The sequence below is a fragment of the Helicobacter marmotae genome, assembly GCF_003364255.1.
Lineage (GTDB): Bacteria > Campylobacterota > Campylobacteria > Campylobacterales > Helicobacteraceae > Helicobacter_C > Helicobacter_C marmotae.
The window spans coordinates 12,781-36,337 of sequence record NZ_NXLR01000019.1 but is presented as its reverse complement, the minus strand read 5'-3'; the positions used below and the strand labels follow the sequence as shown (position 1 = coordinate 36,337).

Annotated in this window: 18 protein-coding genes and 1 pseudogene; 7 read left to right on the top strand and 12 right to left on the bottom strand. The window is 39.8% G+C overall.

The window, feature by feature from the left end:
• On the top strand, positions 1 to 656 hold a 656-nt coding region (locus CQA63_RS09910), incomplete at its 5' end, for a hypothetical protein (RefSeq protein ID WP_211305737.1).
• Between the two features lie 147 nt (positions 657 to 803).
• Here CQA63_RS09910 and groL read toward each other — a convergent pair.
• Positions 804 to 2,441 (bottom strand): chaperonin GroEL, encoded by a 1,638-nt coding sequence (gene groL / locus CQA63_RS08205; RefSeq protein WP_104700410.1) that lies wholly within the window; start codon positions 2,439 to 2,441, stop codon positions 804 to 806.
• Between the two features lie 34 nt (positions 2,442 to 2,475).
• Positions 2,476 to 2,739: pseudogene (gene groES, locus CQA63_RS08200) on the bottom strand (co-chaperone GroES); the annotation flags it as partial.
• Between the two features lie 263 nt (positions 2,740 to 3,002).
• Here groES and dnaG point away from each other — a divergent pair.
• The 4 genes from dnaG (at position 3,003) to CQA63_RS09900 (ending at position 6,517) form a co-directional block, all read left to right on the top strand.
• A complete protein-coding gene (dnaG, locus tag CQA63_RS08195; protein ID WP_104700408.1) occupies positions 3,003 to 4,661 on the top strand; it encodes a DNA primase in 1,659 nt (552 codons plus the stop codon).
• Positions 4,639 to 5,688 carry an argininosuccinate synthase domain-containing protein gene (locus tag CQA63_RS08190; RefSeq protein WP_104700407.1) on the top strand — a complete coding sequence of 350 codons (1,050 nt, stop codon included), beginning with the start codon at positions 4,639 to 4,641 and terminating at the stop codon, positions 5,686 to 5,688. The genes dnaG and CQA63_RS08190 overlap by 23 nt, the downstream gene beginning before the upstream one ends.
• Positions 5,689 to 5,714: 26 nt before the next feature.
• Positions 5,715 to 5,879 (top strand): hypothetical protein, encoded by a 165-nt coding sequence (locus tag CQA63_RS09905; protein WP_170128392.1) that lies wholly within the window; start codon positions 5,715 to 5,717, stop codon positions 5,877 to 5,879.
• Positions 5,880 to 6,349: 470 nt separating this feature from the next.
• Complete coding sequence (locus CQA63_RS09900; protein WP_158655503.1) at positions 6,350 to 6,517, top strand: hypothetical protein; 168 nt, start codon at positions 6,350 to 6,352, stop codon at positions 6,515 to 6,517.
• Between the two features lie 71 nt (positions 6,518 to 6,588).
• On the opposite strand, the gene CQA63_RS09525 is transcribed toward CQA63_RS09900, so the two are convergent.
• On the bottom strand, positions 6,589 to 6,816 hold the full coding sequence (locus CQA63_RS09525; protein WP_147288761.1) for a hypothetical protein: 228 nt from the start codon (positions 6,814 to 6,816) through the stop codon (positions 6,589 to 6,591).
• Between the two features lie 179 nt (positions 6,817 to 6,995).
• Here CQA63_RS09525 and CQA63_RS08185 point away from each other — a divergent pair, with 179 nt between their 5' ends.
• Together CQA63_RS08185 and CQA63_RS08180 are read left to right on the top strand one after the other, a co-directional pair.
• Positions 6,996 to 9,245: a TonB-dependent receptor gene (locus tag CQA63_RS08185; protein ID WP_104700406.1), complete on the top strand. Its 2,250-nt coding sequence runs from the start codon at positions 6,996 to 6,998 to the stop codon at positions 9,243 to 9,245.
• 86 nt (positions 9,246 to 9,331) lie between these two features.
• The gene (locus tag CQA63_RS08180; protein ID WP_104700405.1) at positions 9,332 to 9,652 is read left to right on the top strand and encodes a hypothetical protein; all 321 of its coding nucleotides are present in this window, start codon (positions 9,332 to 9,334) and stop codon (positions 9,650 to 9,652) included.
• A gap of 29 nt (positions 9,653 to 9,681) precedes the next feature.
• Here the strand turns inward: CQA63_RS08180 and CQA63_RS08175 are convergent, their stop codons facing one another.
• The 9 genes from CQA63_RS08175 to lpxA all read right to left on the bottom strand — a co-directional run bounded on the left by CQA63_RS08175 (position 9,682) and on the right by lpxA (position 23,548).
• The gene (locus CQA63_RS08175) at positions 9,682 to 10,557 is read right to left on the bottom strand and encodes a hypothetical protein (protein ID WP_104700404.1); all 876 of its coding nucleotides are present in this window, start codon (positions 10,555 to 10,557) and stop codon (positions 9,682 to 9,684) included.
• A 21-nt stretch (positions 10,558 to 10,578) separates the two neighbouring features.
• A complete protein-coding gene (locus tag CQA63_RS08170; RefSeq protein WP_104700403.1) occupies positions 10,579 to 12,783 on the bottom strand; it encodes an NADP-dependent isocitrate dehydrogenase in 2,205 nt (734 codons plus the stop codon).
• 158 nt (positions 12,784 to 12,941) lie between these two features.
• A complete protein-coding gene (locus tag CQA63_RS08165; RefSeq protein ID WP_233706652.1) occupies positions 12,942 to 14,156 on the bottom strand; it encodes a multidrug effflux MFS transporter in 1,215 nt (404 codons plus the stop codon).
• A 147-nt stretch (positions 14,157 to 14,303) separates the two neighbouring features.
• Entirely contained in the window at positions 14,304 to 17,087 is a 2,784-nt protein-coding gene (gene ileS / locus CQA63_RS08160; protein WP_104700402.1) for an isoleucine--tRNA ligase, read from the bottom strand.
• Between the two features lie 224 nt (positions 17,088 to 17,311).
• Entirely contained in the window at positions 17,312 to 19,549 is a 2,238-nt protein-coding gene (locus CQA63_RS08155; RefSeq protein ID WP_233706651.1) for a hypothetical protein, read from the bottom strand.
• Between the two features lie 2 nt (positions 19,550 to 19,551).
• Positions 19,552 to 20,385, bottom strand: a complete 834-nt coding sequence (gene mreC, locus CQA63_RS08150; RefSeq protein ID WP_104700401.1) for a rod shape-determining protein MreC — start codon at positions 20,383 to 20,385, stop codon at positions 19,552 to 19,554.
• A 17-nt stretch (positions 20,386 to 20,402) separates the two neighbouring features.
• A complete protein-coding gene (locus CQA63_RS08145) occupies positions 20,403 to 21,437 on the bottom strand; it encodes a rod shape-determining protein (RefSeq protein WP_104700400.1) in 1,035 nt (344 codons plus the stop codon).
• Positions 21,438 to 21,504: 67 nt separating this feature from the next.
• Entirely contained in the window at positions 21,505 to 22,773 is a 1,269-nt protein-coding gene (gene clpX, locus CQA63_RS08140; protein ID WP_104700399.1) for an ATP-dependent protease ATP-binding subunit ClpX, read from the bottom strand.
• On the bottom strand, positions 22,766 to 23,548 hold the full coding sequence (gene lpxA / locus CQA63_RS08135; RefSeq protein ID WP_104700398.1) for an acyl-ACP--UDP-N-acetylglucosamine O-acyltransferase: 783 nt from the start codon (positions 23,546 to 23,548) through the stop codon (positions 22,766 to 22,768). The genes clpX and lpxA overlap by 8 nt, the downstream gene beginning before the upstream one ends.
• Between the last annotated feature and the right edge of the window lie 9 nt (positions 23,549 to 23,557).

The window sequence follows — 23,557 nt, the reverse complement described above, 5'->3', positions numbered from 1 at the left end:
TTAATAATGGCAATACGCAAACAGGAGGAGGTGGAGTAGGTGGAACAGGAGGCACTCCTGCAGGGACGATTACTAATTTTACCAATAATAGTGGCGGGACTATCACTACACTTAATAATAATGCCCTTATTACTAATGGCATTACTAATGCTACTAATGCCACGATAACTACACTTAATAATAAATATGCCCTAAGCACTATTACTAACTCTGGCACCATAACTACACTCGATAATGATAATAGCGCTACCATAACGACTCTTACGAATAATGCCAATGGAAATATTGACACCATAGAAAATAAAAGTGGCTCTACCATAACGACTTTAGATAATAAAACCAATGCTCAAATTGAGACTATTAATAATGCAGGCACATTACAAACACTCACTAATGAATCAAGTGCTAGCATCAATAAAGTAGAGAATAAAAGTAATGCTACACTCACTACTTTAACTAATAATGCAGGAGGGACGATTACTACCTTAGAAAATGCAGGGACCCTTAGCACTGCTACCAATGCTGGGATACTCACTACCCTTACTAACACTTCAACGATCACTAATGCCACTAACTCTGGTAGTATTACTACTTTAACTAATAGTGCTACGATCATTAATGGAATTAATAATAATAAAACCAAGTGGGTAGATTGAGAGTGTAAATAATAATAGCTTGTGAATGACCTTACCAATCCGGGGTAATCGATATGCTCATTATAAAGAACATAAGGATACAAAAGGGATTACTAGCTTAAAAGATTAAAAATAGAGGCTCTCCCCGAAAGGGAGAAAGGGGGAGCATTACATCATACCACCCATGCCGCCCATACCACCCATATCTGGCATTGCTGGGGCTGGCTTATCTTCTTTAATTTCATTGATAGTTGCTTCGGTAGTTAAAAGCAAACTTGAGACAGACACAGCATTTTGGAGCGCTACACGCGTTACTTTAAGAGGGTCGATGATACCTTCTTTAAACATATCTACATATTCGCCTGTAGTTGCATTAAAGCCAAAGCCGTCTTTTGAGCTTTTTTCTACTTCATTAACCACCACACCCGAATCATATCCAGCATTTGCAGCAATTTGTGCAAGAGGAGCTTTAATAGCACGTTTGATAATATCATACCCTATCGCTTCATCACCACTTAGGCTGAGCTTTACCTTTTGCGAAGCACGGATAAGGGCAGAACCACCGCCTATAACAATCCCTTCATCAACTGCTGCTTTTGTAGCTGAGAGAGCGTCATCTACGCGGTCTTTCTTTTCTTTCATTTCTACTTCACTTGCCGCACCTACTTTAATCACTGCCACACCGCCGCTAAGTTTAGCTAAACGTTCTTGGAGTTTTTCTCTATCATAATCACTCGTAGTGTTTTCAATTTCTGTTTTGATTTGAGCTATTCTGTCTTTCACATCTTTTGCTTTGCCCTTACCATCAACGATAGTTGTATTATCTTTATCTATCACAATACGAGCTGCACTTCCTAAATCTGCAAGAGTAGTGCTCTCCAAAGTTTTACCAAGCTCTTCGCTGATAACTTGCCCACCTGTAAGGATAGCAATATCTTGGAGCATTGCTTTACGTCTATCACCAAATCCAGGAGCCTTAACCGCTGACACATTCAGCACACCACGCAATTTATTAACCACAAGCGTTGTAAGAGCCTCACCCTCAATATCTTCAGCAATAATTAAAAGTGGTTTGCCACTTTGCATAGTCGCTTCAAGTAAGGGCAAAATCTCTTTCATATTTGAGATTTTCTTATCAGTTAAAAGTACATAGGCATTTTCAAGCTGGGCGGTCATTTTGTCAGTATTAGTTACAAAATATGCAGAGAGGTAGCCTCTATCAAATTGCATACCTTCGACCACACTCAATTCATCATTGATACCCTTTGCCTCTTCAACGGTAATCACGCCATCTTTACCTACTTTTTCCATAGCTTCGGCAATAAGCGCACCGATATTTTCATCAGAGTTTGCAGAAATAGTCGCTACTTGTGCAATATCACTCTTCCCGCCAACTTTTTTACTTGCCTTTTTAAGCTCTTCAATGATAGCTGATACTGCCTTGTCCATACCACGTTTAACTTCGATAGGATTTGCTCCTGCTGTGATGTTTCTTAAACCTTCTTTATAAATGCTGTATGCGAGAACAGTAGCTGTTGTAGTGCCATCTCCTGCTGCATCAGCTGTCTTGCTAGCCACTTCCTTTACAAGCTGTGCCCCCATATTTGCAATAGGATCAGCAAGTTCGATTTCCTTTGCCACAGATACCCCATCTTTTGTAATTGCTGGGGCACCATAACTCTTTTGTATAAGGACATTTCGCCCTTTTGGACCCATTGTTACTTTCACTGCGTCGCTTAATTGCTTAATACCCTCATATAGCTTATTTCTCGCAGAATCTGAAAAATGAATTTCTTTGCTTGCCATGTGTTACTCCTTAAAAATTTTAAATTTATTTTTCAATAACGCCCAAAATATCATCAAGCTCTAAAACCATATATTCTTTAGAATCTAACTTGATTTCCGCGCCTTTATATTTACCAAACACGATTTTGTCATTTTCTTTAAGCACTTTATCTTCTTTGAGCTTTGTACTCACTGCCTTGATGATACCTATAAGAGGTTTCTCTTTCGCATTATCAGGGATAATAATACCCGAACTTGTCTTGGTATCTTCCTCGATACGTTCCACGAGAACTCTTTCACCCAAAGGTCTAAACTTCATTATGGACTCCTTTAAATATAAAAATTTATCAAAAATTTAGCACTTAATTTTTGAAGTGCGAGAATCTTATATTTTTTTATTAAACAAGTCAATACTTTATAGCTATTTTATAAATAAACTTTAGTCTAATAAACTAAATTTATATATACCTAATATTATAAACTTTCACACTATAGGCGATTAGAGCATTCTCTAAGCTTTCTTTTATACTCTTGTTATAGAATCCCCGCCATCGCACAAGCAAGATTCTTAAGGCTACATTTATGATAAGCAAACATTCAATCGAAGCCCTCAAGCAATATATAGATATTGTAGAGATACTCAGCCCCTATGTAGAGCTAAAAAAATCTGGGAGCAATTACATCGCCTGCTGCCCTTTCCATGATGAAAAGACACCTAGCTTTGTCGTTAGCCCCACAAAAGGATTCTATCATTGCTATGGCTGTGGCGTGGGCGGCGATGCGATTAAGTTTATTATGGAATATGAAAAGCTTAGCTTCATAGAGAGTGTAGAAAAAATCGCAGCCTTACATAACTTCACGCTAGAGCATGAGGGTAACTATAGCAAAAAGCCCGATTCTAAAATATTTGATGAAATGACAAGATTTTATCAAAAATGCCTCCGCTCCCATAAACCCTCACTTGAGTACCTTGCCTCAAGGCATATCTCAAATGCCAGCATAGAGCGATTTTCTCTGGGCTATTGTGGGGCAAGCTTTGAGAGTTTAAACTTCATCAAGCAACACAACTTAAATAAAGAAGAAGCCCTTGCTTTTGGGATTATTGGCAGAGACAATGGACGCGAATATGCTCGCTTTAGCGATAGAATCATCTTTCCCATACATGCCCCAAATGGTAAAATCGTGGGCTTTGGCGGGCGCACCATAAGTGGAGCAAATGCCAAATACATTAACTCTCCACAAAGCAAAGTCTTTAATAAATCCCAACTCCTCTATGGCTACTCCCTCGCCAAAGAGAAAATCTATAAGCAAAAAAAGATCATAGTCTGTGAGGGGTATCTTGATGTGATTATGCTTCATCAAGCGGGCTTTGAATACGCCGTAGCCACACTTGGTACAGCCCTTACAAAAGAACATCTCCCACTTTTGCATAAAGGTGAGCCAAAAGTGATATTAAGCTATGATGGCGATAAAGCTGGACTCAATGCCGCCTTTAAGGCAGCCCAAATGCTTGCAAAAGAGGGCTATGATGGGGGAGTGGTAATATTTGCAAATGGCATGGACCCAGCAGATATGGTGGCAAATAAGCAAATTAACGAGTTAAGCGATATGTTTGCCCAACCTTTGCCATTTATTGAATTTGTGCTAAATCACATAGCCCAAAGCTTTGCCTTAGAAAATCCTTTAGAAAAGGAAAAAGCACTAGCCCAAATGACGCAGTTTCTCCATACGCTCAGCCCATTATTACAAGAAGAATACAAACCCTTTATAGCGCGATTACTCTCCTTGCCTACAAAGCTTATCCACACACACCGCCCTCAAGCTCCCAAGCTCCCTCCCCATACCCTCCCCCAAACGCAAGATTTTGCCGAACTTACCTTGATTAAAAGCTTCTTAGAGCAGAGGGCATTTATTGACTTTGCGGTTGAATACATTGACGCCTCTATATTTAGCACGCATAAAGAGGCGTTTTCTCTCCTGCTTCAAGGGGAATTTGATAACCCTCTGCTTTTGGGCATTGCTCTCAATGAGAATATAAAGCCCCTAGCTGACTTGCCTGCGCTTAAAGAACATTTGCGTTTATTTATCGCTCAAGCATACACACGCCTTTTAACAAACATTCCCTATAATAACACGATGAATTTGCATGATAAAAATGCGCTTATTAAGTCCATAAAGCATAAAATCTTACAACTCAAACAAGGAGAATTACTGCCATATGTTAGCCCTAGCACTTTTTAGTGGAGGCTGCGATAGCCTCATTTCAATGAAACTTCTTAAAGAGCAAGGTATTGATGTCATTGCCCTGCATTTTGATATAGGCTTTGGGGGGAATAAAGACAAGCTTGAATATTTCCAAAACGCTACCAAACAGATAGATGTAGAGCTCAAAATCCTTGATATTAAAAAACAATTTTTCAATGATGTGCTTTTTAAGCCAAAGTATGGCTATGGCAAGTATTTTAATCCTTGCATTGATTGCCATGCCAATATGTTTGCAAATGCGTTTGCATATCTGCTTGAAGTGGGAGCGGACTTCGTAGTGAGTGGCGAGGTACTCGGGCAACGTCCCAAGTCTCAACGCAAAGAGGCATTAGACCAGGTGCGAAAGCTTGTGCGACATATTGGGGAAGATTCTAAGTTTGATACTCTACTTTCACGCGATGGGAGCAACCCTAACAAACCTCAACACCTCGATGAACTCCTTTTACGCCCTATGAGTGCCAAACTTTTAGAGCCAAGCTTCCCAGAAAAAATGGGCTGGGTCAATAGAGAATCTTTGCTTGACATAAGTGGTAGGGGACGCACAAGACAACTAGAGATAATTAAAAATTATGGCTTTAAATATTATGAAAAGCCCGGTGGGGGCTGCCTGCTTACTCAAGATTCTATAGCTTCTAAAATCAAAGACTTAAGCGCACATCGACAAATGCGCTTTGAAGATATAGAAATGGTGAAAGTGGGACGTTATCTTGTGCTAAAAAATGGCGCGAGGTGCGTCATCGCAAGAAATGCACAAGAGAATGAAAAGCTCAAAAAACCAAACCCCCTTATGGAGCCTATCACACTCCTTGATTGTGTAGGTCCATTTGGGATTATAGAATCTAATGCCTCCATAGCAGATAAAATGCTCGCTGGGCGTATTGCCTTAAGCTATGCCAAGACAGAGGCAGAGCGTGAATATCAAGTGCAAATTGGAACACAAATTTACTCCCTAGCACCACTTGAGCGCGAAGTTGCACAAAGTTACTTACTTTTAGCACAATAGATTCTATCTCTATGAAAGGAGAAAAAATGGGTTTTGATATTATGGGGCTGCATGTATGGGACTTCACTCAAGCATTTGGGTATTTTGAAGCTTTTAGCGGCATTATTGTCGTGCTTTTGTGTGCGGGGGTAGCCTTTGGCTTCTTACGTCATTTTCGACCTCCTAAATCTAAAGGAGAGCTTGAGAAATAGCATATTTTGCACTTAGCTTGCTTGAGCTTTACTTTTATATCACTCCTACTCAGAGACTACTGATAACAAGGGTAGTCTGCCCCGCAAGGAAAGTGAAATTATTATACCTTTACCCACTAAAATAGGGAAAAATCTCCTTATAAAACCGCCCCATTGTCATGTCTATAGCCCTCATAGAGGGTGAAGAATCTCCACCTCAAACTCCAAGTGGGTAGCCAAGTTTGTTTGTCTTAAGCGAAGTCGGAGAATCTCTACTTGGATTTCTAGCAAATTCCATCCCATTGTCATCACAAACCCCTGATAAGGGGTGAAAAATCTCTCTTATATACTAGAAACTCTACCCCTCTTGTCATTCTGAGGGAGCACGAAGTGGAGGCGAAGAATCTCTCTTATCCGCTAAGGACTCCTTAAACGAATCGCTAGAAAGGCAGTTATTTTGTCATTCCAAGCCCCCAATAAAGGACAAAGAATTGCTTTCAAAAACACCAAAAAGCACGACTAGTGATTTAGACAGAGATTCTTCACCCTCTACGAGGGTTCAGAATGACAAACTTTGTGTCCTTATAGGGAATAGACTTAGCTACCCGCAAGGGAAATTCTCTCAAGACGATAATGTGGCTTGTATGAGAGGGAAATGAGTTTGTCATGTCTTGCGGGCTTTATGCCCGAAGAATCTCTGTGGGATTTACTAGAACGTTAGCCAAGTTTGTCATTTTGAGGGAGCACAAGGTGCGACCGAAGAATCTCTCTTATCCGCTAAGGACTCTCTAAACGAGTCACTAGTCGCACTTTTTGGTGATTCTAAAAGAGAGACTCTAGTATATAAGAGAGATTCTTCGCCTCCTAAAAGAGGCTCAGAATGACAATAGGGCGTTTCCTTTAGAGAGTCTCTACTAGATAAAGAGATGCTTTGGCAAGGCTCACGGCTTGCCCGCAAGAGCTAACAAACTCATTTCCCTTGCAAGAGTTTAAGCCTACTCTACAAAGACGCAAAGAAAAGAAAACACTGAAGTAAAATAATAAATTTATATATTTTTATAGATTTTAGTAATACTATTTTTATTTACTTATTATTATAATAATATAATAATTATTTTTTACATAAAAGGTCATACTATGAAATATAAAATATCCACTTGCTTTATTCCCTTAAGTCTAGCCTATCCTATACAAGCACAAGATATTACACCCATACGTCTAGGGCAAAGCATTGTGAGTGCCTCACGCATAGATACGCCTATTGATCAAGCCCCGGGCAATGTAAGCATCATCACCCAAAGAGATGTGAAAATGCGCCCCAATGCCAAATTTAGCGATACGATAAGAGGGATTGAGGGCTTGCAGCAAAGTAAATCACGAGGTTTTGATACTTTTGATAGTGTTAGAATACGGGGTTTAAGCGGAGCGGCTATTATGGTTGATGGAATCATACTCAATGACATCAACAACAACACAAAAATGCTAGCGAGTATGAGCTCATCAGATATTGCACAAGTTGAAGTCGTAAGGGGAGCATTCTCAAATGTCTATGGAAGCGGAGCAGTAGCAGGGGCTATTAATTTTATCACTTCTATGCCCACTACCTTTGAGAGCAAAGCCGAGCTTGGCTATGGCAATGCCCTTAATAGCGCATTTGCCCCTAAACATACCTTTAGAGGCTTTGCAAGCATAGGCGATGTATTTTTTGATAAAAAGTTGCGTGCAAAATTCTCTTTTGGGACAACAAGCACACAAGGATATGCCGCAGATTCTGTAGTGGTGCGAGATGTGAGCGGCTATAGTGGTGCAAAACCTACTTTGGATTCAAACACAGCGGAGAATCGCTTTAATATTGGCGATATGGGCAGGCAAGCCTATAATACCTATGATAGCACCCTTCGGGCAGAATATGACATCACCGATGAAAGCGTGCTAAGTGGCTACATACGTTGGAATATGTATGAATATGAGCATAAAGACCAAAAGACATTCCTTACACAAAATGGTATGCCAAGCTATGGGAATAATGCTGATATAAATAGCGGCAAACCTGCTCCCATCCTCTATGGAAGACACATTGGCAAGGAAATGTATAACCAACTCATTAGCTCTGTGGGATATAAGCATTATTTGCCTAATGATGATTATTTTGAGTTGAAGATATATAGAATCGATGGATGGGATACATTTAATAACCCCGATGGCGGTGCAAGCCCTACAACTGCTAATACCACTATCTATGGAGGGAGTGGCACACAAAGCAATCATAAATATGAAATACATAATATTGATATGATATATACACATGCTTTTAATGAACATCACCAAATCCTAGCAGGCTTGCAATATCGACACAACAACTACAAGCAGACACAACACTACATTGCCAACTATAAATTCTTTCGATCTCAAAACACAGGCTCGCCTACAAGTAATTACACACAAGGGGGCAAAACAAGTAGCATTGGCATATTTGCTGAATGGCAAAGCGATTGGGAGAGCCTCATAAGCGGCTTGAGTAGCAATATTGGGCTAAGGGGGGATTCTTGGCAGGGCTATGGTATTTATAGAGATAAGGACACCTATAGTAAGAATACAAAAAATGTGCTAAGCCCTAAGGTCTCACTTAACTATGCCCTAAGCCCTTATGCGAGGCTTAAAAGCTCCTTTGGGCAAGCCTTTAAAGCACCTAATTTTTCACAATTATTTAGCAATAGAACCTATACCGATGGCACTCCCATTAAGGGTAATCCCAACCTCAAGCCAGAAAATGTGCTGAGTTTTGATATAGGCTTTGAATATGACTTATCTCCGCTTTTTGGCATAAAAAAAGAGCGAGAGAGAATGGGAGCGCTAAAGGTGTATTATTTTAATAACACCACAACCAATACCATTATGCAATACTCCACTAGTGCCCCAGAGCACTTAAGGGGCTTATTTGATAATTTAGGAAAGAATAGAATCCAAGGCTTAGAATCTAGCCTTTTACTTCCGCTAGGCTATGGGCTAAGCATATATTTAACCTATACATTTATGGATTCTAAAATCTTAAAAAGCCTGGAGAGAAGCACAGAAGGAAATAGAGTTGCGGGTGTGCCTATGCACTTAGGCTATGGGGGGATTTTTTATGAAAATATGAAGGTATATGGAAGCTTTGGCATAGAATATGCAAGCAAGCCTTTCAAAAACTCAAATAATACCCCCACACCTAGCAATGTCTATGGCGCAACAGATAGCTATAGCATTGCTGATGTAAAGCTCGGGCTTAAGCTTAGCAAGCATCTTAATGTAAATGGCTCCATTACTAATCTTTTTAATCAAACCTACTATAGCTACTACCGCGCAAGTGGGAGGGCATTTTTTGTCGCATTGGAGGGGAAATTTTAATACGTATTGGCATACCTCTTGCTTTTAAACCATATATTAATCAAAAGAGGCGATAGTATATAAAAGCAATGAAGAAGGAGAAAGTCATGGCACTTAGTCCTATCGGTAACATTACTTATATCAACCAAAATTCTCAGCTTGGCTCTATCCAGCATGCAAATAATATGCAAAAAGTAGATTTTGTCCTCAATGCAAATATGCAAGAGTTTGTCGATAAACTTAAAGATGTGCAAGAAGTCTCTCCAACGCCACAGACTGAAGCTATTAACCCCGATAGTCAGCAAAATGCAAGGGAGGATTCCCCAGAAGATTCCAAAAAAGAACATAAAACTACAGAATTCCTCCTAGGAGAGGAAGAGCTCGCGAGTTATAAAGATGAAGTATCCTTGCTTGATGTCAGGGCATAGCAATAGCCCACACCCTTAAAACTAAACACTTAAAACACTAAGCCTAAATTCAAGCCTATACTCTGCGTATAGTTATTAGGCTCTACATAATACCCTACAGCTTGCCCATTTCTAAAACCCTGCTTGCTATCTGACTCTAAAATATGCCAATACTCATAATAAAGCTTTGCAAAATATGCGATCTTACTATTGGCTCGATAATCTCCCCTTAAGGCAAGATAATAGCCATTCCCCCTTGGTTGATTAAAAGAAAGGTCTCTATCAAAATCAATATCAGTCATATAGGTTTTATTCCATGCTTTTACGATACCGCGATATTGCACCAAAGCTTGCGTGCTAATCTTACGGCTAATCTGTGCGCCTAGATTAAAACCTAGAATATAATACAAATAATGCTGTGCTCTCCTATACGCACTATCATCATTTATATCATTAAATAAAAATCGATACCCCACGCCGATGTTATATCCCACATTTAAGAGATCAACCCTCACGCGAGGATTTAAGACATATTGTACATAATATATGGAATCTTTAGAATCTGTCGAAAATGCTTGGCAATTACTTGGATTACCAATCGCACAAACCTGCCCATCATAGTTTGTTTTTGCACTCATCAAATATGCCATAGATAAACTATGTGCAAAAAATGGCGTTACATTATGGGTAATGCCGCCCCTTAGCCCAGCCATAATCCCTGATATTTTCATAAGCCTTTTATCATCTTCTGTTTCTTTATAGCTATAGCTTTCAATCAAAGCACTAAGGCTATAATTTAGCACATCTAATGGCGGCATATAATATTTTGTTGTTTTTTGTGCTAGGGGCTGCCTAGGGTTACTCACTTGCGTAGCCCCAAAGCTCAAGGTAGCAAAAGCCAAACTCATTAAAACTATTTTATACATATTTTATTTTCCTCACAAATCCTAATTTTTTGCAATCTGCTCTATGATTGCATTAAAGCTCGCACTTGGGCGCATTATAGATTCTGCCTTACTATCATCAAACTTATAATATCCGCCTAAATCCACAGCCTTGCCTTGAGCATTATTAAATTCTGCTCGTATCACATCTTGCTTGCTTTCTATATCTTTCGCTATAGGGACGAAAAATCCTGATATAGTGCTATCTGTGCCTTGTGTAGCCAAAGCCTTGATGAAATACAAGCTCAAATAAAAATGACTTGTGCGGTTGTCATCTTCGCCTACTTTGCGCGAAGGGGCTTTATTATTATTAAGCCACTCGCCAATGGCGCTATCAAGCGCATCTGCCAATACTTTCGCTTTAGGGCTATTTTGCTTCTGGGCGTAGAACTCTAGGCTTGCTTGCAATGCCAAAAACTCACCCAAACTATCCCAACGCAAGTGATTCTCATTCACAAGTTGCTCGACTTGTTTAGGTGCGCTTCCTCCCGCTCCTGTCTCAAACATAGCCCCACCATTAAGCATAGGGACAACCGATAGCATTTTAGCACTTGTGCCAAGCTCTAAAATAGGGAAAAGATCTGTCAAATAATCTCTTAGCACATTACCCGTGATAGAAATAGCATTTTTACCCGCACGAATAAGTCGCAGTGATTCCAAACAAGCCTCTTTAGGTGCTAAAATCGCTATGTCTTTGCCCTTTTCTTTCAGACGTTTTTGCACCAAATCAATCATAATTTTATTGCTTGCTCGCTTAGAATCAAGCCAAAAGATTGCCTTATCTCCTGTAATATCAGCGCGTTCAATCCCTAAATCAATCCAATTTTGCACTGCGTCAAATTTAGCTTGGTTTGCACGATAAATATCGTTTTTGCGTACTTTATGAGAAAGCAACACCTTTCCTTGAGAATCCACAATCACAAACTCACCATCATTTGGAGCGATAAATGTTTTATCATGTGAGCCATATTCCTGTGCCTTTTTTGCCATAAGCCCGACATTACTCACACTGCCTAGTTTTGAGGGCTCTAATGTGCCATTTTTATGCAAATCCTCTAGCACCGCTTCATAAATGGTCGCATAAGTCTTATCGGGGATAATGGCATTTGCATCGCATTCATTGCCATTTTTATCCCATAGTTTTGCGCCATTTTTGAGCATAGCAGGCATAGACGCATCGACAATCACATCGCTAGGCACATGAAGGTTGGTAATGCCTTTATCAGAATTTACCATAGAGATTTTTGCACTTTTTTCTAAAATCTCATTATATTTTGCGAGGATTTGAGCTTTTTTAGGAGAAGATTCTATCTTTGAAAGCAATTCACTCACACCATTGTTTGGATTAACGCCGAGTGCTTCAAGCTCATCACCAAAGCTATCAAAAATTGCTTTAAAATATGCCTTCACTGCATAGCCAAACAAAACAGGATCGCTTACTTTCATCATCGTGGCTTTTAAGTGAAGTGAAAACAAAATATCTTGCTCCTTACACTTGGCAATTTGCGCTTCATAAAATGCACTCAATTTAAGCGCGTCCATAAAAGTAGCGTCTAAAATCTCATTTTGCTCTAATTTAAGCCCCTCTTTAAGTACCCTCTCCCCTTGAGCATCTCTAAAAACAATTTTTGCAGTAGTGGGAGATTCTATCAATACAGCCTTTTCATTATCAAAAAAATCTCCATCTGCCATATAGCTTACACAGCTTTTAGAGGATTTATTAAAAGGCACTACACGATAAGGGTTTTTTTGCGCATAGGATTTCACTGCCTTTGTACTGCGGCGGTCAGAATTCCCTTGACGAAGCACAGGATTCACAGCAGAGCCTAAAACCTTTTGATACTTTTCTTTAATGCCTTGCTCTGCCTCATTTGCTGGGTTATCAGGGAAGTCTGGCACATTATAGCCCTTAGTTTGCAATTCTTTAATGGCGGCTTTGAGCTGGGGGATTGAGGCGGAAATGTTAGGAGTTTTAATCAAATTAGCAGAAGGGTCTTTGACAAGCTCACCTAAAAGAGTGAGCGCATCTTCCACCCTTTGGTCTGCTTTAAGCGATTCTGGAAATTGAGCCAAAATCCGCGCAGAGAGAGAAATGTCAGAAGTAACCACATCAATATCTGCATGTTTCAAAAACGCTCTCACTATGGGCAAAAACGAATAAGTAGCAAGAGCTGGGGATTCATCTGTAAGGGTATAGGTAATTTTCATGGATTATCCTTTCAAGTAAAATTAAGCAATGCTTGAAGTATAGCAAATTTGCATAGCCTCTAACATAAGAGATAAGATTTTTTTAACTTTTATATTGCATTATTGGCGAATAGGTAGCATTCTATGGCTTGAATACGCATACTTTAAGGGTGCTGAATTTATTTTACAAACTTAATGCCCATATACAGCACACTCCCACACCACACTACCCCAGCCATAAGCAAAGCCAAAGCAAAGGGCGTATTTGCCTCTAATGCACCCACAAGAAAAGCACTCAATCCAGCTAGAGCAAATTGTATCGTGCCCAAAGTCGCGCTTGCTGTGCCTGAGTGATCTTTAAAGCGTGCCATAGCAAGGGTAGTGAGATTAGGCAATAAAAAGCCAAGACTTGAGAGTGTGGCAAAAAGCGCTATTTCAAAAAGCACAAATACACCCACAAAGCCTGCCAATATCAAAATAAATACAAAAATACTCATAGCAATAAAGGCTATTTTTAAAATATATTGCGGGGCATATTTCTGCACTATTTTTGCATTCAACATAGAGGCAAGCATAAGCCCTAGCGCATTGAGGGCAAACACCAAGCTATATATGTGCGTTGGCAGCTCATAAACACTCATAAACACAAAGCTTGAGCCCGTGATATAGGCAAACATCGCAGCCATAGCAAATGCCCCTGATAATACATAAATCATAAAGATTCTATCACTAAGGATGAGTTTATAAGTTTGGATAATTTCAATATGCGAAAACGCAGCCTTATGGCTTGGAGCAGATTCTTTAAGACTAAAGACTATAAAGAAAAATAAAACTACACCAAGAGCAAAAAGTGCGAGAAAAATACTATGCCAAGGGAAAAAGCTAAGTAACATTGAGCCAAGCGTTGGGGCGAGCATAGGGGCAAGTGAAGAAACCACCATCATAAGGGCAAAGACACTTGCAGCATCTTTAAGACTAAATCTATCATTCACAATAGCTCGCGCTATAACCACACCTGCACATCCACCAAGGGCTTGCAAAAAGCGCAAAGCAATAAAAGCATAAATAGAATCTACAAGCACACAGCCTATACTTGAGGCAATAAAAACCACCAAACCCACATACAAGGGCTTTTTACGTCCAAAAATATCACTTAATGGTCCATAAATAAGCTGCCCAAAAGCAAAGGCAATAAAAAAACTTGCAAGAGAGAGTTGAGTATAGAAATTACTTACAGCAAAGCTCTCACTCACATTAGGCAAGGCAGGAAGATACATATCTGTAGAAAGCGGGGCAAGAGAAGACATAAAAGCAAGAATAAAAATAAGCACAATCTTTTGCCACCCTTGAGGAGAAAGCACTTCTGTAGTAGGTTTTGTCATATCTGCATTCATAGAAAATCCTCCGATAAACTCCGTATTTTAGCGTTCTTAAGCAAGTTTTGAGTGGGCATTATATACCACAAGATATAAAGTAAAAATGAATAAACAAGCCCATGCAACCTCTAAAGCTATCCCCATAACCTCATCACTTCTTTATGCTTAGCTTCCCCTTTGTGCAACCACCTCTTTGCATCGCTCGCATAATGTCGCATTATCTGGCACGACAAACTGCCAACATCGCTCGCATTTGCCCCTTTGCGCCCTATAAAGCACAAATTCTTCACTCCCAAGCATAAAGCGAGCTAACTCTTCACCATTGCTAACCTCTGTAGTTGCCCCAGAAATAATCAACCACCTATCAAGCAAAGTTATATCTTTAGGAGTGAGCAATAACACTTCAAGGGAAGATTTAATATGTTTTTGTTTTTTGAGGCTATCTAGAGCTTCGGTGAATTTTTCCCTAATAGCGAGTAAATACTCAAAGTCTAATTGCATTTGGAGATTATAATACTCTGCACAGCTTATCTTTGGTATATCAAAAATATCTTTACATTCTCCCTTAAGGGCTTCACTAGCATGACAAAAGGCTTCATCTGCAGTATATGTGAGCACAGGGGCTATAAAATGCAAAAGTCGCTTTAAAATTACTACCATAGTGCTTTGAATGCAACGGCGAGAGAGCGAATGCGGTGCATCACAATAAAGCACATCTTTACATAAATCTAAATATATACCACTCAACTCATTTGTTAAAAAATTCATCACTACGCCTAGGGCTTTGGCAAACTCATACTCACTAAAATAGCTATATGCTTCATCAAATACCTTATCACATTGACTTAGAATCCACCTATCAATCTCTCCAAGTTCATCTCTGCCCACCATATCAGATGGGCTTTTAGGGGCATTGGCTAATAAAAATCGTATAGTGTTGCGGATTTTACGATACTGCTCGCTAACTTGCTTTAAAATCTCATCACTAATATTTTGATCACTTTGATAATGGCTTAAAGCAACCCAAAGTCGTAAAATTTCACTCCCTTGAGTTTTAATAATCTCACTTGGAGCGATGACATTCCCCTTGCTTTTGCTCATCTTTTCACCATTTCTATCAAAGGTAAAGCCATGTGTGAGTATTTTCTTATAAGGTGCCCTCTGCATTAAAGCACAAGAGAGCAAAAGTGAGCTTTGAAACCAACCCCTGTGCTGGTCACTCCCCTCAAGATACATATCTGCGGGGTAACTCCCCGCATCATAATCATTGCCTTTAAGCCTATGAGCATTATCAAGCACCGCACTCCATGTGCTCCCACTATCAAACCACACATCGAGGATATGCCTACTTTTAGTGAGATTCGCACTTAGGTGCTTAAATGCTGGGGGTAATAATGCCTCTATATCATAGCTCCACCAAGCATCACAACCCTCTTTTTCAAAAATATCTGCGATATGCGTGAGCACCGATTCTTCAAGTAATGGCTTTTTAGTATTTTTATCAAGTAAAAATGCGATAGGCACACCCCAATCTCTCTGCCTTGATATACACCAATCAGGGCGGTTTTCAATCATTGAGTAGATTCTATTTTTCCCATTTGGGGGGTAGAATCTCACGCCATCAAGGGCTTGCAAAGCCACTTCTTTGAGCGTTTTCCCCTCAAAAAAAGGCTTATCAAGCAAGATAAACCACTGCGTAGTAGCCCGATAAATCACAGGCTTATGTGAGCGCCAACAATGTGGATAGCTATGTGTAATCACTTCTTTTCTTAATAACGCTTTGCCTAGAATCTTAAAAATACTCTGGTGTGTATCAAAAATATTTTTCCCCACGAACTCACCCACAAATGCCTTTGGCACAAGCCCCATACTCTCTACTAAAGAGCTAAAGTTCCCCCTATCATCAACGGGCATTATTACCTCTAAATTATATTTTAACCCCACATAATAGTCATCTTCACCATGACCGGGAGCTGTATGGACAATCCCGCTGCCATCGCTTACCCCTACATGCTCGCCTAAAACGATGAGCGATTCTCTCCCATTAAGCGGATTTATGGCTTTGAGATTCTCTAACTCTTTGGCTTGGAATGTTCGCGCTATCTCTTTGCTTATGCCTAAAGTGCTTGCAAGCTTTTCATGCAAGGCTTTTGCGACAATATAGCCATCACCGGTTAAAACATAAGATTCTGTAGGATTAAAAGCAAGGGCGACATTAGCAGGTAATGTCCAAGGGGTGGTGGTCCAAATAATTGGCTTAGCTTCCGAGAGATTGAGTGTTTTTAAAGATTCTGGAGCGATGGCAAAGGCTACAAATATAGAATCTGACTGCTTATCTTGGTATTCCACTTCTGCATCAGCAAGCGCACTCTCACATGCCCAACTCCAATAAATGGGTTTGAAACGTTCTGCTAAAAGCCCCTTTTTAATAAGTGCGATAAGCGTGCGGTAAATCTGTGCTTCAAAAGCAAAATCCATAGTTTTATAAGGCTTCTCAAAATCCCCAACCACACCCAAAGATTGAAATTCACTTGATTGAATCTCGATGAATTTTTGTGCATGTTCGCGGCAGAGGGCTCGTAGCTTTGTCTTCTCTAGGCTATCCTTTTTTGCCTTGCCAAGCTTTTGCTCAACTTGCTGCTCAATAGGCAAGCCATGACAATCCCAGCCCGGTGTGTAGCGGATATTCTCTCCTTTGAAATAATGATACTTCACAATAATATCTTTGAGAATCTTATTCAGGGCATGCCCTATATGTATATGTCCATTTGCATAAGGAGGTCCATCATGTAAAAAAAAGTTTTGAGTGCTTTTGGCATGGGCATTTTTAAGCCGACTATAGAGATTCATCTCACGCCATTTTGCATAAGTGTGTGGCTCATTTTGAGGGAGATTACCCCGCATGGGGAAAGTCGTATCAGGCAAAATCAAAGTATCTTTATAATCCATTCAAAACTTCCTTTACTCAAATAAATACGCGATTGTAGCAAAAAGTGTTTTTGATTCCTATAGCTACCTCTAAATCATCTCCCAACTCCCTCTCATATTGCACTATTTATAAACAGCCTCTATAGCCATATGTATAACTCTGCATTGCTCGCTCATTGAATACTTAGAGTATGAACTGGCTATAGGGATATAAAGGGCTTTAAAGAAATTTTAAGCTTAATGCTTTATTTTGGTGGGAGGCTCATAATCGCCTTAAAAGCACTCACGCCCTTAGAGATTCTAAGCTCATCATTGAGTGCTAAAAGAGTTTTTATAATCCCCCTCCACTTATCAATGCAAGCCTTGTCATTACTCGCATACGCTTGGAGCAAAGCCTTTGCTTTGTCTTTATATTCTTGCTTTGAGAATGCTACAAAAGGCATATATTCTTCATGTGTAAGCGATAGAAGAGATTGACATTCTTCTTGTGTTTTTGGGCTTCCATCTTTATGTGGGATAAGCCGCCATTCCTCTATAAGAGCACAAAGGGTATCAAAGCGACTTTGCTTATCTTGCTTGCTCATCACAAGGTTTAAGCCACCCTTAGCCGCATATTCAATACGACTTTCCCCCTGCTCTAATGGAAAGCTATCAAGCCATATATCAATAATATGTCCATAAATCTTGCTATCCACATAGCCCATAAAATGCACACGTTCTAAAAATATCTCTGCTTCTTTAGGGCAAACCTTGTAAATAACATCGCAAATAAGCTTGCTATTACCCCCTCCGCATGCCAGATAATGGCTTTGGGGAAATGAGTGCATAATATCTATCACACACTCCCAATATTCAATAGAATACAGCTTCATAAGCCGCCCTATGCTTCCAAGCAAAATGCTATCCTTGGGGAAACGCTCACGGATTTGGCAAATCTCCTGCTTCTCTTTAGTGCTTAATGGAGGATTGTAGAATCTCTCCTGCATTTTCACAGGTACGCCTAAAAATTCATACCCCTCATGGGTAATATGAAGTTTATTTTGACAAATATGTGTCATTTTATAATCAATGCAAGGCAAGTCATATACGAAGTTCCCATGGGAATAATAAATCTGTAGTGGCGCACTTCTTGAAGCCAAAATAAAATCACTTATGCCATAGCCATTATTTGGGCTAATAAGAATCTCCACATTATCATTATTAAGCGCAGTTTTAATACAAAGGGCTTTTTGTAAATGAGAGTTATAAAATCCCTTTGTATTTAGATGAGAAACTACATCTACTACCTCTATGCCAAGCTGCCTATAAGAATTAATAATCCCCTCATCATCTACGCTTTTTTCAAGTAATTTCATCGTGTATATCTTCACTTGATATGCCTCTTTAAAGGCATTATCATTCATAAGATTACTTAAAAGGCTATATTCGACCTTATAAGGCGAGTTTGCAACGAGCCTATCGCGCAAAAAGGCTATAGTTTTCTTACCCTTGTTTTGAGAATTTTGGGAATCTTGGTGCATTTTTACCCCATAGATTCCCTGCATTTTGGCAAATGCCTCATAATGCCTTGCTGCTACCCTATCAATATCTGCGCAAAATTCCCTCCATTGCTCTTGATGATGGAAGTTATTGCCACATATATGGTAGATAAAAAACTGCATATACATCGCCTCATCTATACCCTCTACATCGCCCCTCTCTAAGAGCGTATAAAACATATCTTTCCATAATGGATAAAGCTCTAGCCATTGATTGTGGTTAAAATACACTCCCACATTCCAAAAGCAATGCAACTGCCAATTTAAAATACTACGCCTAGCTTGCGGTGGGTATGTGAAATACACTTGCACGTCTTGTTGGGCTTTGAGGGCATGTATCAGTAAGGGCATACTTACATTAAGATTTTCAAAAGTTTCTACAATAAAGTGTGTATGCTCCAAGCTTAAAGGGAGGTTAATATCTATGAGGCTAACAAGCATAATATACTCGCGTATAATGCCCTCAAAATCGTGCATATTCATTAGGGCTTTTGAGAGGATATAGAGCTCAATAAAAAGCAGATTTTCCGTATCACCATTGCTCTGTGCGAAAAGATTCTCTTTAGAGAGTTGCATAAAGACTTCAAAACGCGTATCAATCTCTATTGGTGTAATCGGCGCATGAATTGGTGTATCCCCGCCAAAAGAGCGAGGAATAAAAAGTAAAATATAAAAAAACTCCACACCACATACCTGCCCAGAGCTCAATTGAGCATAGAGTTTATCGCGTATTGTGCCTATAAGTTCTATCATAAGCGCACTGCCATTTGGGGTAGCATAAAGCAGGGCTATATCTTGAGCTTTAATCACATGGAGTGTTTTTATCAAGCTTTGTATCTCTGAGTGAGAAGACTTGGCTTGAAGTGTGCTTATAAAATGCGAAAAAAATGCTATAAGCTGCTCTAATGGAGCATTTGATTGAGTGGGTTTATCGGCTGAATACATAGCTAAGGCACATTAGAAGTCTCTCTCATACTCTCATCGGTAAAATGAGGCACTGCTATATCAATAATCCACACATAGGAGAGTTCGCTTGCACTCGCATATGGACGCACATCAACGCTTAAATACCCATAATTTTCTCGCACACTCTCTACTACCCCTACAGGGATATTTTCTAAAAAAATACCATCAAGACCGCTGGTAAAAACTTCATCACCCTCATGCACTTCGATCCAATTGGGGATATATTCTACAAGCATTCTGCCTTTGTGAGAGCCAGATACAATGCCCATAGCCTTATTTTTACCGATATACACATCATAGTGGCAGTCTTTGTTTCCATTTAAAAACCCCTCAAGCCTGCCATTTTCAACCACAGCAATACCAAAAGCAACATTATCTTTAACAATGCCAAAGATTCTATCTTCTAGCCTTGTGCCTTGATGATACTCACTTAAATCACTATCAAGCCACACTCTATCTCTCTCACCCAATGAAGCAAATGAGATGATACGAGCTTGATGAATCTCGCTACTGCTATGCGTAATCCCGCCTCTCCCTATAAGATTCTGTAGCTTGTGTAAATCATTTTTTAGGGTTTCCCTCTCAAGTAAGAGCTTGTCATAATCTGCCACTTTAGCACTCAAAGTTTCTATGGCTTCTGCTTGATTAAAGTATTTTTCATAAAACTTTGCAATGCTATCTCTAGAATCTAAGAAAAATATTTTAATATAATCGCTTATCTCTAAAATCTTAGTTTGAGCACTTTTATTGACCTCCATTACAACCAATAGACCAATAAAAAAAATAATCCCAAAAATAAGGATTTTGTATCGCATGGAGCCCTAAGCCAATATCAATCAAAAGCAAGCTGATTAAGCAAATCTAAATCTTCCATTGCCTTACCCGTACCTCTTGCCACACACAAAAGTGGCTCTTCACCCACATATACGGGTAATCTAACAATGTCTGAGAGATATTTATCAAGTCCTCGTATTAAAGCCCCGCCTCCTGTAAGCACGATACCATTTTCCACAATGTCCCCGGCTAAATCTGGGGGCATAGATTCAAGCACGGATTTTAAGGCATTACTAATCTCACGTAACTGATCTTTCATCGCTTCGCGCACATCTTCACTTGTGAGCTCAATAGTATTAAGCAAGCCGCCTACTTGGTCGCGCCCACGCACTTGCATGACCAGAGGCTTTTCCATTGGAGAGGCAGAGCCTATTTCTATTTTAATCTCTTCCCCTGTACGCTCACCAATAAGGAGATTAAACTTCTTTCTCACATAATCCACAACAGCTATATCAAGCTTATCTCCAGCCACTTTAATGGATTTGCTAATCACCAACCCGCCTAGAGAAATAACGCCTATTTCTGTTGTGCCCCCGCCAATATCAATAACCAGATTGCCCTTTGATTCTTGTATTTGTAACCCTGCTCCAATCGCAGCTGCCATAGGCTCCTCTATCAAAAATACTTCGCGTGCCCCCGCACTCATAGCAGATTCCTTAACCGCCTTTTTTTCAACACCCGTTAAACCATAAGGCACACAAACCATAATACGCGGGCGAATAAGTGTTTTACGCTTATGAGCTTTCTCAATAAAATAGCGAATCATCTTTTCTGTCATATCAAAATCTGCTATAACGCCATCTTTCATAGGGCGAATAGCTTGAATGCCATCAGGGGTTTTTCCTAGCATATCTTTAGCATCTTTACCTACGGCTAAAATCTTACCTGTGCTAAATCTGTCGGCTTGAACAGCAACAACTGAAGGTTCATTGATGATAATACCCTCACCCTTGACCAAAACCAAAGTATTGGCTGTCCCCAAATCAATGGCAATATCTTTGGAAAAAGTTCCAATGAGTCTATCCATCAACATAAAAGCTCCTTCAAAAATGCAAAATAAGGCATAAATTATACATTCTAATTCTTTGTTTTATGTTAAATTAAGCTCTTTTTTGCATATTTTTATTTTTCTTCACAAGCAGCGGACTTTGCTTTTGTGTGATACATTCTTTTGTGATGGTAATATCATAGCCATCAAGCTCAGGTAATTCATACATCAAATCCATCATAGCTTCCTCCATAATCGACCTAAGCCCGCGCGCACCAGTTTTACGCACTATGCCCTGCTCGGCGATAGCTTCAATTGCACCCTTTTCAAAATGCAAGCATGCCCCATCAATTTCAAAAATCTTCTGATACTGCTTAATAAGGGCATTTTTAGGCTTTGTGAGAATCTCCACCATAGCTTCCTTACTAATTGGGGCAAGCGTGGTAATCATATGTAATCTCCCTATAAGTTCGGGTATAAGACCATAAGCAATCAAATCATCTGGCTCAACAAATGCAAGCATGGCATTTTCTTCGCTTTTGCCTTTCTTCTCCCCGTGGAATCCAAGCACATTACCACCCAAACGTCTTTTAATAATATCACCTAATCCATCAAATGCCCCACCGCATACAAAAAGTATATCGCTTGTATCTATCTGTACAAAGTCCTGATTAGGGTGCTTTCTCCCACCTTTTGGAGGAATATTTACCACGCTTCCCTCAATAATTTTCAACAAAGCCTGCTGCACCCCCTCACCCGATACATCTCGTGTAATAGAGCGATTTTCTGAAAGACGTGAGATTTTATCAATCTCATCAATAAATACTATACCCTTTTGCGCTCTCTTCACATCGCCATTGGCAGCTTGAAGAAGACGCGTAAGGATATTTTCCACATCTTCACCCACATATCCAGCCTCTGTAAGGCTTGTCGCATCAGAAATGGCAATAGGAATATCCAAAAATCGAGCCAAAGTTTGTGCCATGAGCGTTTTGCCACTTCCTGTAGGACCAATAAGCAAGATATTAGATTTAGCAAGCTCCACATCGCCTAATGTGCCACTTGAATGCTCTTCGCCCTTAACAATGCGTTTATAATGATTATAAACCGCTACAGAAAACACCTTTTTAGCCTCATCTTGCCCTATGACATATTCATCAAGTTTTGCCTTTAGCTCCTTAGGTGAAGGGGCTTTTATCTCAATATTATCTTCTTGGGGCTCTTTATGAGATTTGTCCTTATAGTCTGTAAGCATATCGTGCAAAAGCATTACACAATTCCTGCATATATATAATCCGGGCATATTACCGGCAATAAGCGGATTATGCGGGCTTTCTTTTGCCTTGCAAAAACTACATTCTTTTATACTTCTTCTATTCATTATGTGCTCCTTTAAAGGGTATGCCACGTGTGCATGAGAGAATAAACTCACAAATATAGCGAATCACTTCATTGGGTTGGGCGTCAAGCTGAGCTTGAGCGAGCTCTCGAATGGGTGCAGTACGTGAAAATAAAATCTTATACACATGACTTATCTCATCAATTTGCTCACGTGAAAAGAGCTTGCGCATACGATGCTTATTAAGCCCTCTAATATAGGCTCGATTGCCCTCTGCAAGACAATAAGGAGGTATATCTTGCACCAAAGCAGAACCTCCTCCTATCATACAGCCATCGCCTATTTTGACAAACTGATGAACAGGCGTTAAGCCGCCAATATTTACATAATCCCCAAGCTCCACATGCCCACCTAGTGTAGCATTATTTGCCAAAATGCAGTCATTACCTACGATACAATCATGTGCTACATGCACATATGCCATAAATAAATTCCTATCTCCAATGGTTGTTTTACCACGACCACCAGCTGTGCCGGGATTAAGTGTAGTAAATTCACGTACTTGATTTTCATCGCCAATGATAAGCTCTGTTTTTTCACCTCCGAACTTTAAATCCTGCGGAGGCACACCTACAGCGGCATTATTAAAAATTTTATTCCCTCTACCTAAAGTCGTATAGCCACTGATATGCACATAATTTCCTATCACACAATCATCGCCTATACTCACATGCTCATCAATAATGCAAAATTCGCCAATGCGCACATTTTTACCTATCTGTGCGCCATCTTTGATAATGCTTGTTTTCCCTATCATACTAGCCTC

Excerpts from the sequence above, each read along its gene's own strand:
- CQA63_RS08145 (WP_104700400.1), bottom strand. The coding sequence starts at position 21,437 with ATGTTGATGGATAGACTCATTGGAACTTTTTCCAAAGATATTGCCATT.
- ileS (WP_104700402.1), bottom strand. The coding sequence starts at position 17,087 with ATGGATTATAAAGATACTTTGATTTTGCCTGATACGACTTTCCCCATG.
- CQA63_RS08175 (WP_104700404.1), bottom strand. The coding sequence starts at position 10,557 with ATGTATAAAATAGTTTTAATGAGTTTGGCTTTTGCTACCTTGAGCTTT.
- CQA63_RS08190 (WP_104700407.1), top strand. The coding sequence starts at position 4,639 with ATGTTAGCCCTAGCACTTTTTAGTGGAGGCTGCGATAGCCTCATTTCA.
- CQA63_RS09905 (WP_170128392.1), top strand. The coding sequence starts at position 5,715 with ATGGGTTTTGATATTATGGGGCTGCATGTATGGGACTTCACTCAAGCA.
- CQA63_RS08155 (WP_233706651.1), bottom strand. The coding sequence starts at position 19,549 with ATGTATTCAGCCGATAAACCCACTCAATCAAATGCTCCATTAGAGCAG.
- CQA63_RS08185 (WP_104700406.1), top strand. The coding sequence starts at position 6,996 with ATGAAATATAAAATATCCACTTGCTTTATTCCCTTAAGTCTAGCCTAT.
- clpX (WP_104700399.1), bottom strand. The coding sequence starts at position 22,773 with ATGAATAGAAGAAGTATAAAAGAATGTAGTTTTTGCAAGGCAAAAGAA.
- CQA63_RS08165 (WP_233706652.1), bottom strand. The coding sequence starts at position 14,156 with ATGAATGCAGATATGACAAAACCTACTACAGAAGTGCTTTCTCCTCAA.
- groL (WP_104700410.1), bottom strand. The coding sequence starts at position 2,441 with ATGGCAAGCAAAGAAATTCATTTTTCAGATTCTGCGAGAAATAAGCTA.
- lpxA (WP_104700398.1), bottom strand. The coding sequence starts at position 23,548 with ATGATAGGGAAAACAAGCATTATCAAAGATGGCGCACAGATAGGTAAA.
- dnaG (WP_104700408.1), top strand. The coding sequence starts at position 3,003 with ATGATAAGCAAACATTCAATCGAAGCCCTCAAGCAATATATAGATATT.
- mreC (WP_104700401.1), bottom strand. The coding sequence starts at position 20,385 with ATGCGATACAAAATCCTTATTTTTGGGATTATTTTTTTTATTGGTCTA.
- CQA63_RS08180 (WP_104700405.1), top strand. The coding sequence starts at position 9,332 with ATGGCACTTAGTCCTATCGGTAACATTACTTATATCAACCAAAATTCT.
- CQA63_RS08170 (WP_104700403.1), bottom strand. The coding sequence starts at position 12,783 with ATGAAAATTACCTATACCCTTACAGATGAATCCCCAGCTCTTGCTACT.